Origin of the sequence: Edaphovirga cremea, assembly GCF_003332275.1 — a bacterium.
Classification (GTDB): domain Bacteria; phylum Pseudomonadota; class Gammaproteobacteria; order Enterobacterales; family Enterobacteriaceae; genus Edaphovirga; species Edaphovirga cremea.
The window spans coordinates 246675-261123 of the sequence record NZ_QOVA01000001.1; the positions used below are offsets into that span (position 1 = coordinate 246675).

A 14449-nucleotide genomic window follows, 5' to 3' on the forward strand; every position below is an offset into this window, starting at 1 on the left:
ATATCACATGTCCCCTGCATACGAACGCCACCTGAAAACGGGGAGCGATCCCCGCACAATACCATATTACTCGGCACTACGTGATGAACTCGGCAAGCTTTCCCATCCGGCTCGGCCAGACGTCAACTGGCGTTATGTCGAGAAATTAGCCCTGAATATTTTTGACAGCAACGGCGTCGACCTACAGACGGCTGCATGGTACACACTTGCCAGAACGCAGTTGGCGGGTATTTATGGGTTCAATGAAGGTCTGGCTATTCTGGATGCGCTTATCCGTTACCAGTGGTCAGCAATGTGGCCTACATCGGCACACGCTAGAATTGAGATAATCAGCAGTCTGAGCAAACGTCTTCAGCAGGTATTCCGGACGCTGACGCTCCAGCGAGCGGATCTTGTGGCCCTGTACCAAAGTGAAAGATTACTGACAACTACAGGGGAAGCCCTACAACGCCTGGAGCTTCACAACGCCGCCGGTACCGACACTCTTCGTCAAATGCTGCAAAACAGCATGGTCAGACTTGAAAATAGTGATGCACCTGCGACCAATGCTGAGAATCAATCTTCTGCTGTCAGCTTGCCCGTCCATGTCGTGAATCCAGCACCTGAAGAAGGCGGCTCACGTTGGGTATATGTCGTGCATTCTCAACCCACCGTTGATGTCGACATTAAAACGGAATCCCCGAAGCGTATCACTCCGGCCAGGGCTTTTCTCAGCGGCTTGTTGACCGCAACTGTATTCGGCATGCTCGGCTTTAAGGTTGTCCCTGAATTGCTAAGTCATCCCGAAGAAAAAGCACTGATGTCTTCAGTCTCAGTGCTACCAACCACTTTACCTGTTCCGGTTACTGTCCAGCTTCATCAGCGTGACCCCGCGTGGCTTCAGCAAAACGATATATATGGTAGGGAACTGAATGAACGTCTGGAAGAACTCAGCAAGCTCCCACCGTACTGGCCGCTACAGTATGGCAGCCAACTAGTTGAGCAAACCAGGCATCTCTATCCCGGTTCAGAACTGGCGAATAACGCCTTGAATAGCTGGCGGTCGATGATGCTCGCAAATTCATTGCCTGAAGCAAGCAAGGGTGGATGGCATCAGGGAGTCACTGAATTACAGAAACTCCAGGAAAGGCTAAACCAACTGGATGAGAAAAAGGGCAAGTACCTGACAGTCAGCGAGCTCAAAACTGCTGTTTTCACAATATCAAAATCGCTCAATGACAGCGTCCCGGCTGAAGAATTGATACGACAATTGCAAAGTCACCCATCCGATCAGCCCTTGCCTCAGGCCCTCCTTAACCAGACAGACCTTCAGCTCCGGCAACTGGTGAACAGCTACATGATGATCAGAACAAACTACGGCAAAAAATAGAATATCCGACCAATGCATCTTCTCTATCCCACCAGTCGAAGACCCACTGCCAAATTGCAAAGCTTTGTGGATGCATTGGTTAAGGAATTCGGCCCATCCATCATTTACAAAAGCAATATGTCGTAAAATGACGATCTGGCGTAATCTCTTCCTCCAGGAACGACGAAATTTCAGCCATTCGGCTTTATCTGAGGAGAAATAATATGGAAGCAGTTCACCTCCAGCGTACCTACCTTGATCTTACGACGCCACATGTGGCTGATGCGTGTATACGCCTCGGCATTCCGGTTCGTTGTGCTCCCGTGAATACTCGTCCAGTCTGGGCTGGTACTCATCTGGTTGGTCGAGTCAATCCTGTGAAACACTACGGCAGTGTTGATGTATTTCTGGAAGCGATTGATCGTGCAGAACAGGGAGATGTTTTAGTGGTCGATAACGGGGGCAGACTTGATGAAGCATGCATTGGTGATCTAATCACACTTGAAACCCGTCTTGCAGGCTTATCCGGCATCGTGATTTGGGGTCTGCATCGGGATACGAGTGAACTTCGCAGCATTCGTTTACCGCTGTTCAGTCTTGGCGCTTTTTCCACCGGGCCACAACGCCTTGACCCCGTTGACTCTTGCGCACTCTTGAGCGCGAAGATTGGTCAGCATATTGTCACCGCAGAAGATTTCGTGTTGGGAGACGACGATGGGGTATTATTTATCCCTCTGGATCAGGCTGGTTCCGTCGCAGAGATGGCAACCAGTATCCGTGATACCGAACGCTATCAAGCAGCACGCATGAAACTTGGCACCACGTTTAGAAAGCAGGTTCATTTTGATGAGTATCTGGTAGCCCAAAAATCAGATAAAAATCTCACCTTCAGACAGCATTTGCGCTCAATCAGAGGTGCAATTGAAGAGTGAGCCTTTAACGATGACATCCCCTTGAATTAAGAAAACGAAATATGCTGGATAGAGTCCTGACATACCTTAAGTGCCGTTGACACTGTCAGCGCCGGTTTCTTTTAATCCATAGTTGCAGGCAAGGGCTCGGATCTCTGCCGTAACTGTCGAAATTGACTCTGGCGCTGCACGTTTTTGCTCTGCTTCCTCGCTTCACCCTCAAAATCCAATATTGCCCGATCGGTGACTTCTTCCGCCGCAAGGTATTCATTTTTGCTGGGCTAAATACACAGTCTTGACCCACGACAAGGCGGCTCGGGCATTCACCTCTTTATAATCAGGCCCGTTTGTCTTCTCACTGGTGTGAAAGTATGGCTTATCAACTTAATCTCAATTGGCCCGAGTTTTTAGAAAAATATTGGCAAAAACAACCTGTTGTATTAAAGAATGCCTTCCCGAATTTCGTTGATCCCATTACGCCGGACGAACTGGCTGGCCTGGCAATGGAACCGGAAGTAGACAGCCGCCTGGTCAGCCATGCAAATGGTCAGTGGCAGGCGAGCCATGGGCCGTTTGAGCATTTTGATAATCTGGGTGAAACAGGTTGGTCGCTGCTGGCCCAGGCTGTCAACCACTGGCATGCCCCGTCTGCCGAACTGGTGCGTCCGTTTCGCGCGTTGCCGGACTGGCGTTTAGATGACCTGATGATCTCCTTTTCCGTTCCGGGCGGCGGGGTAGGGCCACATATCGATCAGTACGATGTCTTTATCATCCAGGGGATGGGCAGCCGCCGTTGGCGCGTTGGTGACAAATTGCCTCTGAGGCAGTTTTGCCCGCATCCGGCATTGCTGCACGTTGAGCCTTTCACGCCGATTATTGATGAAGATCTCGAACCGGGCGATATTTTGTATATTCCGCCGGGCTTCCCGCACGATGGTTTCACCCATGAAACTGCGCTCAACTACTCGGTTGGTTTCCGTGGACCCAACGGCAGGGACTTAATCAGCAGCTTCGCTGACTATGCGTTGGAAAACGATCTCGGCGGCGAACACTACAGCGATCCTGATTTAACGTGCCGGGAACATCCGGGCCGGGTTGAAGATTACGAGCTCGACCGCTTGCGCGGGATGATGATCGATATGATTAATCAGCCGGAAGGTTTTACACAGTGGTTTGGTCGCTTCGCGACAACGCCGCGTCACGAACTGGATATCGCCCCGGCGCAACCGCCCTACGAACCAGATGAGATTGTCGACGCCCTGATGGACGGTGAAGTCTTGACGCGCCTGAGCGGGCTGCGGGTTTTGCACGTCGGCGACAGCTTTTTCATCAACAGCGAATGTCTGGAAACGGTGGCTCCTGAAGCAGTCGACGCTCTGTGCCGTTACACTATTATCGGCAAAAAAGAGCTGGGTGAGGCGCTGCACAATCCGGCTTTCGTTGTTGAGTTAACCGGGCTGATTAATCAGGGCTACTGGTTCTTCGACGAATAATAGATGGGTTCTTGACGTTAAAAATCAGTTTATATGGCTGAGAAGTTATCGCACAAAAAAACCGGGCCCAGCTTAAAACTGGGCCCGGTTTGTTACTGCCATCATGTTAAGTGAAAGAGTTCGCTCAGACTTGCGGCAGGGCGAAAAACGAATGGGCATTCGTGCCCAGAATCTGACGTTTGCTTTCCTCCGGCAGGGCAGAGTGGCTGACCAGATTGCCGACCTCCTGCTCACCCAGTGGGAAGGGCGCGTCCGAACCCAGCATCACCCGTTCTGCACCCATGGTATCGACCAGTAGCTGCAACGCCAAGGGATCAAATACCGCAGAGTCGACGTAGAAACGATCCAGATAGCTTGAAGGCTTCTGTGGGCAGTCTTCCCGCACGATATCGCGCTGTTCCCAGGCGTTATCGACCCGGCCCATCAGATAGGCGAAACTGCCGCCGCCGTGGGCAAAGCACAGCTTCAGGTTGCGCGGCAGTCGCTCGAAAGCACCGGACAGAATCAGCGAAAGAATTGCCAACTGGGTCTCGGCAGGCATCGCTACCAGCCAGGGCAACATCCACTTCTTCATCCGCTCCGTACCGCCCATCATATCCCAAGGATGCACCAGCACCGGAATATCCTCGTTGGCACAGTGGGTCAGAAAAGCAATCAAAGACTCATGATCCAGATCCTTCGCACCTACGTGATTGCCTATCTGCACGCCTACATGGCCGCACTCTTTAGCCCTGCTGGCTTCACGGCAGGCGGCATCGCTATCCTGCAGTGGCACCTGCGCAAGCACCTTCAGCCGTTGTGGATTGATGGATGCCATTTCCAGCGCCCGATCGTTCATCAGTTGCGCCCAGGGCAGGGCGCGCTCGATGGCGATGTCATAGGCAAACATCACTGGCGTGGCGCACATGATCTGAACATCGATCTGCTGCTCATCCAGATATTCCATGCGGCGTTCGGCATCCCACAGCGCGTCGTATACTGGCCGGAACGGCTTATCATCAAGCATGATCTGCCCTTCACGTCCGTGGGTCGCCAACCAGGGAGCACGCCTGGCATCCAACCTTGCGGCTTCCTCCTGGCTGATGCGGGGGAAAAAATGCGAGTGGATATCTATTTTCATTAGTTTTTTGTCGCCTTCAGTGTGCGATGCCAGGCTTGCCAGTCGCGGCCCGGATGAATATCACCGCACTTACTGCAGCGGCGTTCTTCGTCAGAGGTGGCATAAAATTGCTCATATACCGGAGGGAGATCCTTCACGATGCTTTGCAGCGCCATTTCGTAGCGCTTGATGAGTGTGCCGCAAGAAGCACACGACCACTGCAACGCATCATCTTCACCCTTTGGCCGCACCCGCTCAATCACCAGGCAGAGGCTACCCTCTTCAGGCCGTTGTGGAGAATGGATGACATGCGGTGCCATCAGGAAAATATCCCCTTCTTGCAGATCGATACGATCATAACGCCCACGATCCCAAATGTTCAGATAGGCGTTACCCTTAAGTTGATAGAAAAACTCTTCTACCGGATCGTCATGAAAGTCGGTGCGCTGATTGGGCCCGCCAACCACGGTGACCATAAAGTCGCTGTCCTGCCAGATCTGCTGATTATTCACCGGTGGCTTAAGAAGACTTGCGTTATTGTCCAGCCATTTCTTGAAGTTGAGCGGATATCCATATTTAAAGTCAGACATTGTTATTCTCCAATTTATAGGGCAGAGGAAACGAACAGCTTATTTACGTGGTTTATAGGCAATGGCCTTTATTTCAATTAACAAATGTGGATGCGGTAGTTGATGTACCGCTACTGTGGTTCGGGTGGGGCCGTCGTAGTCAAAATACTCGGCGTACACCGCGTTATAACCGGCAAAATCGTTCATATTGACGAGAAATGCACTGATCTCAACAACATCACTCAGATCGGCATCGACGCTGCGCAGGATATCGCGAATATTGTCGAGCACTGCGCGGGTCTGCACGTCAATGTCCAGGCGGGTTGCGCCCATGGCATCCACTTGCGCACCGGCAATGCTGTTGTCTGGCAGTCGCGAACTGGTGCCGGAGACAAACAGAAAATCACCGGCACGTTTTACGTGCGGAAAGCGTCCGCGTGGGGTCGCTTTCCCTTCTACGACCAGGGCCTGTCCGCTCATCGCGCACCTCCGGTATGGAAAGTCGTCCGACCAAAACCGGAGATATCGACGCTGACGTGCAGCCCCGGGCGCAACGCCTCGGCTGCGGTGGCTGCACCAGCCAGAATCACCGAGCCAGCGGGCAGTACGCGTTCCTGCTGATGCAGCAGGCTGGCTATCTGTACCAATGCCCGCAGCGGATGCCCGAGGATCGCAGCACTGCTGCCAACCTGTACCGGGCGACCATTGAAGTTCATCACGACACCCAGATTATCGATGGCCTGTTGAGGGCTGCGCAGCGCACCAATGACGAATTTGGCTGATGAGCAGTTGTCAGCAACCACGTCCTCAAGGGTGAAGCGGAAATCACGGTAGCGGGAGTCAATAATCTCCAGCGCTGGCGCGATCCCCTCGAGCACCAGACCCGCTTCGGCCAGAGATAGCGGGCCGTTGATCTCTTTACGGGTGATAAAGCACAGTTCAGGTTCAACGCGTGGATGGATCAACCCGCTGAGATCCAGTGAACCGCCTTCTTCAATCTGCATCGCATCGGTCAGTTCCCCCCAAATCAGGTGGTCAACGCCCATCTGCTGCATTTTGGCACGGCTGGTAAAGCCCAGCTTCAGGCCGACACGCCGTTCGCCGCGCTGCTCGCGCAACCGGATCCCTTCAGCCTGCACGCGGTAGGCGGTGGCAAGATCCAGCGCAACCTGCCCGGTCAGTTGTGTAGCCGCTTCATGACGCAGGGTGGCTTCATCCAGTTGGGTTGCCAGTGCGGTCAGATCAATTACATTGCTCATGCGGTTTTCTCCTGTTGCCCGTTTCGCTGCGTCAGCAGATCCAGAGCGACATCAACAATCATATCTTCCTGACCCCCAACCATGCGGCGACGGCCAACCTCCAGTAAAATATCGGCGGCTTTCAACTGATACTGTGCTGCGGCTTTCTCGGCGTGGCGCAGAAAACTGGAATAAACCCCGGCGTAGCCCAGCGACAAACTTTCGCGATCGACGCGTACCGGACGATCCTGTAGCGGGCGCACCAGGTCATCTGCCGCATCCATCAGTTGGAGCAGGTCACAACCGTGGTTCCAGCCCAGGCGTTCTGCGGTGGCAATAAATACCTCAAGCGGTGCGTTGCCTGCGCCAGCCCCCATACCCGCCAGAGATGCATCGATCCGCTGACAGCCTTCTTCCACTGCGACGATTGAGTTGGCAACGCCGAGCGCCAGATTATGGTGAGCGTGCATGCCAATTTCCGTGTTCTCATCAAGCACCTCGCGCAGGGCGCGGAAGCGATCGCGGATATCCTGCATCAGCATGGCGCCACCGGAGTCGACCACATAGATACACGTGGCACCATAGGACTCCATCAGCTTGGCCTGCTGTGCCAGTTTCACCGGCTCGGCCATGTGGGACATCATCAGGAAACCGACGGTATCCATCCCCAGTTCGCGGGCATAGGTGATGTGCTGGCGTGAAATATCTGCTTCGGTACAGTGGGTTGCGATACGTACCACCCGAGCGCCAGCATCATAGGCATTGCGTAAATCATGTACTGTGCCGATACCCGGCAGCAGCAGCGTGGCTATTCTGGCATTGCTGACCGACTCCGCAGCGGCGGCGATCCACTCTACGTCGCTGTGTGCGCCGAAGCCGTAATTAAAGCTGGAACCAGACAGCCCGTCACCGTGCGCGACTTCGATAGAATCCACCCCGGCGCGGTCCAGCGCGGTGGCGATCTGTCGCACCTGTGGCAGAGAATAGCGATGGCGGACGGCGTGGGAACCATCACGCAGGGTCACGTCGGAGATATACAGTTTTTTCATCTTTATGCTCCCTGACCTTGCAGCAAACGGGTAGCGATGTGTTCACCACAGGCCAATGCCGCTGACGTCATAATGTCGAGATTACCGGCGTAGGCCGGGAGATAGTGAGCAGCACCTTCGACCTCAAGGAAAATTGAGACTTTCAGGCCGCCTTCCGATCCCAGATCCGGATAGAGATGGGCATCGGCCGGGGAAATAGCTTCAAACTGCACATCTTGCTTCAGCCGATAACCGGGCACGTATTCCTGCACTTTCGCCACCATGGCAGCAACCGCCTCAGCAATAGCCTGTCGATCGCTGGGAGGCGTCAGGCAAAATACCGTATCGCGCATCATCAACGGCGGCTCGGCCGGGTTGAGAATAATGATTGCCTTGCCGCGTCTTGCACCGCCCACCGTTTGCAGCGCCTGTGACGTGGTCTCGGTAAATTCATCAATATTGGCGCGGGTGCCTGGCCCTGCCGAGCGGCTGGAAATCGAGGCGACAATCTCCGCGTAGAAAACGTCGGTGACACGGGCGACGGCAGCCACCATCGGGATAGTGGCCTGCCCGCCACAGGTAACCATATTCAGGTTCGGTGCATCGCCTTGAGTTTCAAGATTGACGACCGGCACCACGTAGGGGCCGATAGCCGCCGGGGTCAGATCGATAACCCGCACCCCGTGCTGTTGCAGTAGCTGATTATGGTGAGCGTGCGCACCCGCGGAGGTGGCGTCGAAGACCACTTTGATCTCGCTGAAGCCGGGCAGGGCGAGCAAACCGTCAATGCCCTCATGCGTCGTCGCCACGCCAAGCCGATTGGCACGGGCGAGACCGTCAGAGGCGGGATCAATACCGACCATGGCCGCTATTTTCAGGCGTTGGCCGTGGCGCAAAATCTTGATCATCAGGTCGGTACCGATGTTGCCTGAACCGATAATCGCGGCTGAAATCTGTGTTGCGTTGCTCATTGGGATCCTCCAGCAGCCTGTGCGAAACGGGCGCTGACGTGACCCATTCCTTCAATACGGGCGGTAAATACATCGCCTGCGCTGGCGGTGACCATCGGTCCCAGTGCGCCAGTGAGAATAATATCGCCAGCGCGCAGTGCATCACCGCGCTGCGCCAGCGTATCCGCCAGCCACAGCGCGGCGTGCAGCGGATTGCCGAGGCAGGCCGCACCCGCACCGACCGACACCGGCTCACCTGCACGTTCCACCACCATGCCGCAACCGAGCAGATCAACATCTTTCAACTGCACCGGGCGGTTACCCAAAACGAACAGACCGCAGGAGGCGTTATCGGCAATGGTGTCTGCCAGCGAAATATCCCAGCCCGCGATGCGGCTATCGACGATTTCGATAGCAGGCAGCAGATAGGCTGTAGCGCGGATCAGATCGGCAAGGGTATGTTTCTCATGCGGGAGATCGTGCTCAAGCACCAGGACGATCTCGGCTTCAACTTTTGGCTGTATCAGACGGCCTGCGGCTATTTCTTCACCGTCGCAGAGCGCCATGTCGGCGAACAGACGACCAAAATCCGGCTGGCTTACGCCCAATTGACGCTGTACCGCTGGCGAAGTCAGGCCGATTTTGCTGCCGACCATGCGGCGACCCGCCGCGTGCTGACTGTCGTGGTTCAAACGCTGTACGGCATAGGCGGCATCAATATCGTTCATACCAATCAGATCGCGGACCGGCTTGCAGGGCAGGCCGCTGCTGGCAGCCTTTCTGAGCATTCTGGCGGCTTCGAGGTATTCAGGCTTCAGAGGATTTGTCACATGGCTCTCCTGTTTGTGTGCCCCGGTTCACTGTGGGTGACCGTGGAATGCATTCCCTGCTTACTGGTTATTACGTGGCGCAGGTGGTGTTGGTAATGATCCGGAAAACGCGGCGGGATCCGTTCATTTTTCCCCCGGTCTGCAATACCAGTAATGTTGGGTATATCGTGAGTCTAGCGAGGCTGGTAATAAGCGAAAATGAATAAAGGGGCTTTTGCTATTCCTTAAAGTTATGCCATAGTCCACGAGCGATCCGCGTTGTCCTGCTTGCCAATAGGAGTAAACGACAATGAGTGAACGATCCCCTTTTACCGTCAGCGACATGATCCTGAACCGGCTCAAGCTGCGCCCCCTGCTGATTTTTGATCGGGTATTGCGCAATCAGTCAATTGCCCACGCTGCCCGCGAGATGAATCTGACCCAGCCTGCGGTGACCAAAGCGATTCGCGAACTGGAGCAGCAACTCGATACGGTGCTGTTCGATCGCAATAACCGCGGTGTGACCCCGACCGATTGCGGTGTGTTGTTGGGGGAGCGGGTTAAATCGGTGATTGCCGAACTGCGCTATCTGACCGATGAACTGAACACCTTCAAAGGGGGCGTCATTGGTCATGTGGTGGTCGGAACGCAGATTTCCGCCAGCGCCCGCCTGCTGCCGCGGGCTATCCTGCTGCTGAAGGAACGGGCACCTAAAATCCTGGTCACAGTGCGGGAAGGGCCACAGGATTACCTGTTTCCCGCGCTGGCCAGCGGCGAGCTGGATCTGGTGGTGGGCCGTTTGCCGGAGCCAGATGCCCCCGTGACCGGCAAAATGGCGTTGAGCCATAGGGCGCTGTACCGCAATAGCCTCTGCGTGGTATCCGGCGGTCACCATCCCCTGGTCGACAGGGAGGATATCAACCTCCAGCACCTGGCTGAGTGGCCGTGGATCCTGCCGCCGCTCGACTCCCCGGCGCGGCGGGTGGCCGATCAGTTTTTTAAAGAGACAGGACTGCCGACACCGGAAAATATCGTGGAATCACTGTCGCTTCTGACCAACGTTAATCTGCTGGTGGACTCCTCATTCCTTGGGATGATGCCTACCGCTGCGGCACGGCGCTTTATTGCAGCGGGCCTGCTGACGCGGCTGCCACTCGGCGATGTAGGGCCGCCCGCCGAGGTGGGTTTTTCCATCCGGCAGGATAAGCCATTGACACCGGCGGGCAGGCAGATGATTGAATGCCTCAAACTGGCTGTTCAGGAAGACGAGGAACTGCCTGGCTATAACCAAACAGAATAGCAAAGCCCCCTTTATTCATTTTCAACTTATTTCAACGGCTCCTTACACTGCCTGACGATACCTGGCCGGAGGACCCCTCAACGGCGTTGCATTACAGACGCAAGTGGACGGTTTCTTCGCGCTGATTTGTGACTCAGGAGGAGTAGTGCCGTGGCAACTTATCAATCCATACCGGATTTACCCTTATATATCGACGGTCAGTTTATCGATGGGATCCGCCAGTTCGACAACATCAGCCCGGTTGACGGGCAGCTCATTTCGCGAGTTGCCGAAGCGGGCGAGGATCAGGTTGCGGCAGCAGTAAAAGCCGCTCAGGCTGCGCTCTCTGGGCCTTGGGGACAAATGACCGTGCCCGAGCGCACTGCGCTGCTGCATCGGGTGGCCGATGGCATTGAAGCCCGTTTTGAAGAATTTGTCGCAGCAGAGGTGGCGGACACCGGGCGGCCAGAAAAGCTGGCGCGCACGCTGGATGTCCCACGCGCCATCGCGAATTTTCGTACTTTTGCCGATATGGCGGCGACGTCGGTCAGTGAATGCTGTGAAACACCCCAGGCCGACGGTGGGCTACTGTTTAACTATACGGTACGCAAGCCGCTTGGCGTCGTTGCGGTGATATCCCCGTGGAACCTGCCGCTCTTGCTGCTGACCTGGAAACTGGGGCCTGCGCTGGCGATGGGTAACACCGTGGTATGCAAACCCTCGGAAGAGACCCCTTCTTCGGCAACGCTGCTGGCGCGGGTGATGCATGCGGCCGGTCTGCCTGCCGGGGTATTTAACCTGATTCACGGTTTTGGTCCTGGTTCAGCGGGTGAGTTCCTGACCCGGCAGCCGGAGATATCCGCCGTTTCATTTACCGGGGAATCACGTACCGGCAGCGCCATCATGAAAGCGGTGGCAGATGGTGTGAAGGAGGTCTCCTTCGAACTGGGCGGTAAAAATGCGGCGGTAGTGTTTGCTGACGCTGACTTTGACGCCGCCGTGGCCGGTGTTGCGCGCTCCTCATTTTTCAACACAGGGCAGGTGTGTTTGTGCTCTGAGCGGGTGTACGTCGAACGGCCAATCTTCGATCGGTTCGTGGCGGCGCTGAAGGTACAAGCCGAAGCGCTGAAGATTGGGTATCCCAATGAGGAAGGCGTGGATCTTGGACCGCTGGTGTCGCAGAAACACCGGGATAAAGTGCTGTCCTACTTCGCACTGGCGCGCGCTGAGGGCGCTGAAGTGATCACCGGCGGGGAGGTACCGAAATTCGGCGATGAGCGCGATCGGGGCTCCTGGATCCGTCCTACTATTTGGACCGGGTTAAGTGATGACGCGCGCTGCGTGCGTGAGGAAATCTTCGGGCCAGTATGTCACATCGCTCCTTTCGATAGCGAAGAGGAGGTGCTGGCGCGGATTAACGACAGTCAGTACGGCTTGGCCTGCGCGCTCTGGACCAGTCAGGTGGGACGCGCACACCGTCTGGCGCGCCGCATCCACACCGGTATTGTTTGGGTGAACAGTTGGTATGCCCGTGACTTGCGTACTCCGTTTGGCGGCAGCAAGCTGTCAGGCATGGGGCGTGAAGGCGGCCGCCACTCTTTGGATTTCTACTCTGAAATCAGCAACATCTGCATAAAAATATAATTGACCATCGGCCGCTGCCTGAACGGCTGGCGGCCTGCTGCGTCTTACCGTACCCGATTCACTGACAGGAGCTATATCTCATGTCTCATCCTTCAACGCTGGATATTGAAGCCTTTATCGATCGCGCGGGATTCTCCCCATTCCAATGGCTGCTGTTGTTGCTGTGCTTTTTAGTGATTTTCATGGACGGTTATGACATGGCAGCCATTGCTTATGTGGCTCCTTCACTGCTCGATGAGTGGGGACTGCAAAAACAAGAGCTTGGCCCTGCCATGAGCGCTGCGCTGTTTGGTCTGGCCTTTGGGTCGCTGCTGTCCGGACCGCTGGCGGACCGTATTGGTCGTAAACCGGCGGTGATATTTTCGGTACTGCTGTTTGGGGTATTCAGTCTGGCGACTGCCTACTCTCACACGATCGGATCATTGACCGTACTGCGCTTTATCACCGGATTGGGATTGGGGGCAGCGATGCCCAATGCCATCACGCTGCTGTCTGAATACTGCCCACGCCGACGGCGTACCATGATCGTCAGCGCCATGCTCTGCGGTTTCCCATTGGGTGCTGCCGCCGGTGGTCTACTGGCTGGCTATCTTATCCCGATATATGGCTGGCGCTCGGTGCTGGTGGTTGGTGGTGTGGTGCCGATCCTGTTGTGTGTACTGCTGCCCTGGGTGCTCCCGGAATCGGTACGCTATATGGTGCTTAAGGGTTATCCCAACGCCAGCATCCGCGCCATTTTGCAAAGGGTGAAAAAGGAGGGGATGGCGCAGGTGGAGCATTTCGTGATTTCGGAGAAAATTACCGATGGTCACTCCGCCATCCGCTCGATTCTGACTGCGCCGCACCGCAATATTACCGTCCTGCTCTGGCTAAGTTGCTTCATGAGTATGCTGGTGTTTTACATGATAGTCAGTTGGATGCCGCTGCTATTGAAAGAGGCGGGACTGTCGGTACAGCAATTCTCCCATATCAGCGCGCTGTTCCCGCTGGGCGGTGGCGTAGGTTCGATACTGATCGGTTGGGTGATGGATCGCCGTGAGCCGAACAAAGTACTGGCCTTTGCCTATCTGATCGCGGGATTGCTGGCTTACGGTGTTGGCATGGCGGTGGGCAACGTCAGTGATACGCTGATGCTGGCCTCGTTGGTGTTCTTCATGGGTTTTGCCTCTGGCGGTGGGCAGTCCGCGCTGGCGTCACTGGCGGCCTCTTATTATCCCACCAGTTGTCGCGCCACCGGCGTGGGCAGTATGTATGGTGTAGGGCGTTTTGGTGCCATCTCTGGCGTACTTGCTGGCGCTGAATTGCTACGCTACCAATTTCCTGCCAGCACCATCTTCAGCCTGCTGCTGATCCCTGCCTGGCTGGTTTGTCTGGCGTTGATGCTGAAATACTACAGTGGGCGGCGGTACCCTCCGCTGACCAGTCTGTCGGATAAACCCTGAGACCACATCGCCCACCGCTGAGGTGGGCGATTAATCAGGCCAGAATAAATTTCTTGTTGGCAAGGACATGACACATGGCCCACTCTGCGTGAGTGGGTTGAAAGATTATCTCACGACTAAAACAGGGCATCTTGCATAACTGACGATAGCCGAAGCGTTTGAGCCGAGCACATAGGTTTTAACACTTGGACGGTGTGAACCGATGACGATTAAATCGGCGTCTATGGAGTCTGCCAGTTTTAAAATCTGGTCTTTGGGAGCGCCGGTAACAATATGCGTTTTCGTTCTGTTTACAGGAATTTTAAATTCAGTGATGACCCGAGAGAGCGCGTCATTCGCCGCATCTTTGGCTTCCTGTTTGTCGGGAACTGCCGCAATAGCCAGGCCGAACGCAGCATAATAAGGCGAAGATGGCATGACAGTAACAAAATGGATGTGGGAATCTTCAAGCCTGGCAAGCGTCTCCACGTACGGAATAACCAGCCTCGTCAATTCGATCTCGGAAATATCTACTGGAACCAGAATTGTTTTGTACATATATTCCTCCCTCTTTTTCGATCACCTATCCCTCAGTTTAGAATAGCTACTTTTAATCAAGGTGAGGGGTGACCCTTATCGACATTACGATAATCAATTTGC

Annotated in this window: 14 protein-coding genes; 6 read left to right on the top strand and 8 right to left on the bottom strand. The window is 55.1% G+C overall.

The window, feature by feature from the left end; translation table 11 throughout:
* Positions 1-7 precede the first annotated feature (7 nt).
* The 3 genes from DRI82_RS01120 to DRI82_RS01130 all read left to right on the top strand — a co-directional run bounded on the left by DRI82_RS01120 (position 8) and on the right by DRI82_RS01130 (position 3752).
* A complete protein-coding gene (locus tag DRI82_RS01120) occupies positions 8-1369 on the top strand; it encodes a VasL domain-containing protein (protein WP_114191663.1) in 1362 nt (453 codons plus the stop codon).
* A 203-nt stretch (positions 1370-1572) separates the two neighbouring features.
* A complete protein-coding gene (locus DRI82_RS01125; RefSeq protein ID WP_114191664.1) occupies positions 1573-2280 on the top strand; it encodes an RraA family protein in 708 nt (235 codons plus the stop codon).
* Between the two features lie 350 nt (positions 2281-2630).
* Positions 2631-3752, top strand: a complete 1122-nt coding sequence (locus tag DRI82_RS01130) for a ribosomal protein uL16 3-hydroxylase (protein WP_114191665.1) — start codon at positions 2631-2633, stop codon at positions 3750-3752.
* A 124-nt stretch (positions 3753-3876) separates the two neighbouring features.
* Here the strand turns inward: DRI82_RS01130 and DRI82_RS01135 are convergent, their stop codons facing one another.
* From DRI82_RS01135 to DRI82_RS01165, 7 genes are read right to left on the bottom strand one after another with little or no spacing between them, the layout of a single operon-like run.
* Entirely contained in the window at positions 3877-4872 is a 996-nt protein-coding gene (locus DRI82_RS01135) for an amidohydrolase family protein (protein ID WP_114191666.1), read from the bottom strand.
* Complete coding sequence (locus DRI82_RS01140) at positions 4872-5441, bottom strand: 3-hydroxyanthranilate 3,4-dioxygenase (RefSeq protein WP_114191667.1); 570 nt, start codon at positions 5439-5441, stop codon at positions 4872-4874. Before DRI82_RS01140 ends, DRI82_RS01135 begins: the two co-directional genes overlap by 1 nt.
* A gap of 39 nt (positions 5442-5480) precedes the next feature.
* The gene (locus DRI82_RS01145) at positions 5481-5900 is read right to left on the bottom strand and encodes a RidA family protein (protein ID WP_114191668.1); all 420 of its coding nucleotides are present in this window, start codon (positions 5898-5900) and stop codon (positions 5481-5483) included.
* Positions 5897-6679, bottom strand: coding sequence for a 2-keto-4-pentenoate hydratase (locus tag DRI82_RS01150; protein WP_114191669.1), 783 nt, complete (start codon positions 6677-6679; stop codon positions 5897-5899). The genes DRI82_RS01145 and DRI82_RS01150 overlap by 4 nt, the downstream gene beginning before the upstream one ends.
* Positions 6676-7713, bottom strand: coding sequence for a 4-hydroxy-2-oxovalerate aldolase (dmpG, locus tag DRI82_RS01155; RefSeq protein ID WP_211317625.1), 1038 nt, complete (start codon positions 7711-7713; stop codon positions 6676-6678). The genes DRI82_RS01150 and dmpG overlap by 4 nt, the downstream gene beginning before the upstream one ends.
* A complete protein-coding gene (locus DRI82_RS01160; protein WP_114191671.1) occupies positions 7710-8657 on the bottom strand; it encodes an acetaldehyde dehydrogenase (acetylating) in 948 nt (315 codons plus the stop codon). The genes dmpG and DRI82_RS01160 overlap by 4 nt, the downstream gene beginning before the upstream one ends.
* Positions 8654-9424 carry a 2-keto-4-pentenoate hydratase gene (locus DRI82_RS01165; RefSeq protein WP_114191997.1) on the bottom strand — a complete coding sequence of 257 codons (771 nt, stop codon included), beginning with the start codon at positions 9422-9424 and terminating at the stop codon, positions 8654-8656. The genes DRI82_RS01160 and DRI82_RS01165 overlap by 4 nt, the downstream gene beginning before the upstream one ends.
* Positions 9425-9755: 331 nt before the next feature.
* Here DRI82_RS01165 and DRI82_RS01170 point away from each other — a divergent pair, with 331 nt between their 5' ends.
* The 3 genes from DRI82_RS01170 (at position 9756) to DRI82_RS01180 (ending at position 13810) form a co-directional block, all read left to right on the top strand.
* Positions 9756-10745, top strand: coding sequence for a LysR substrate-binding domain-containing protein (locus tag DRI82_RS01170; protein WP_114191672.1), 990 nt, complete (start codon positions 9756-9758; stop codon positions 10743-10745).
* 150 nt (positions 10746-10895) lie between these two features.
* On the top strand, positions 10896-12368 hold the full coding sequence (locus DRI82_RS01175) for a 2-hydroxymuconic semialdehyde dehydrogenase (RefSeq protein WP_114191673.1): 1473 nt from the start codon (positions 10896-10898) through the stop codon (positions 12366-12368).
* 80 nt (positions 12369-12448) lie between these two features.
* Positions 12449-13810 (top strand): MFS transporter, encoded by a 1362-nt coding sequence (locus DRI82_RS01180; RefSeq protein WP_114191674.1) that lies wholly within the window; start codon positions 12449-12451, stop codon positions 13808-13810.
* 105 nt (positions 13811-13915) lie between these two features.
* Here the strand turns inward: DRI82_RS01180 and uspF are convergent, their stop codons facing one another.
* Complete coding sequence (gene uspF / locus DRI82_RS01185) at positions 13916-14347, bottom strand: universal stress protein UspF (RefSeq protein ID WP_114191675.1); 432 nt, start codon at positions 14345-14347, stop codon at positions 13916-13918.
* Positions 14348-14449: the final 102 nt, after the last annotated feature.

What these genes read in the sequence shown, in the direction of transcription:
- DRI82_RS01120 (WP_114191663.1), top strand. Translation starts at nt 8, where the DNA reads ATGTCCCCTGCATACGAACGCCACCTGAAAACGGGGAGCGATCCCCGC.
- DRI82_RS01125 (WP_114191664.1), top strand. Translation starts at nt 1,573, where the DNA reads ATGGAAGCAGTTCACCTCCAGCGTACCTACCTTGATCTTACGACGCCA.
- DRI82_RS01130 (WP_114191665.1), top strand. Translation starts at nt 2,631, where the DNA reads ATGGCTTATCAACTTAATCTCAATTGGCCCGAGTTTTTAGAAAAATAT.
- DRI82_RS01135 (WP_114191666.1), bottom strand. Translation starts at nt 4,872, where the DNA reads ATGAAAATAGATATCCACTCGCATTTTTTCCCCCGCATCAGCCAGGAG.
- DRI82_RS01140 (WP_114191667.1), bottom strand. Translation starts at nt 5,441, where the DNA reads ATGTCTGACTTTAAATATGGATATCCGCTCAACTTCAAGAAATGGCTG.
- DRI82_RS01145 (WP_114191668.1), bottom strand. Translation starts at nt 5,900, where the DNA reads ATGAGCGGACAGGCCCTGGTCGTAGAAGGGAAAGCGACCCCACGCGGA.
- DRI82_RS01150 (WP_114191669.1), bottom strand. Translation starts at nt 6,679, where the DNA reads ATGAGCAATGTAATTGATCTGACCGCACTGGCAACCCAACTGGATGAA.
- DRI82_RS01160 (WP_114191671.1), bottom strand. Translation starts at nt 8,657, where the DNA reads ATGAGCAACGCAACACAGATTTCAGCCGCGATTATCGGTTCAGGCAAC.
- DRI82_RS01165 (WP_114191997.1), bottom strand. Translation starts at nt 9,424, where the DNA reads ATGCTCAGAAAGGCTGCCAGCAGCGGCCTGCCCTGCAAGCCGGTCCGC.
- DRI82_RS01170 (WP_114191672.1), top strand. Translation starts at nt 9,756, where the DNA reads ATGAGTGAACGATCCCCTTTTACCGTCAGCGACATGATCCTGAACCGG.
- DRI82_RS01180 (WP_114191674.1), top strand. Translation starts at nt 12,449, where the DNA reads ATGTCTCATCCTTCAACGCTGGATATTGAAGCCTTTATCGATCGCGCG.
- uspF (WP_114191675.1), bottom strand. Translation starts at nt 14,347, where the DNA reads ATGTACAAAACAATTCTGGTTCCAGTAGATATTTCCGAGATCGAATTG.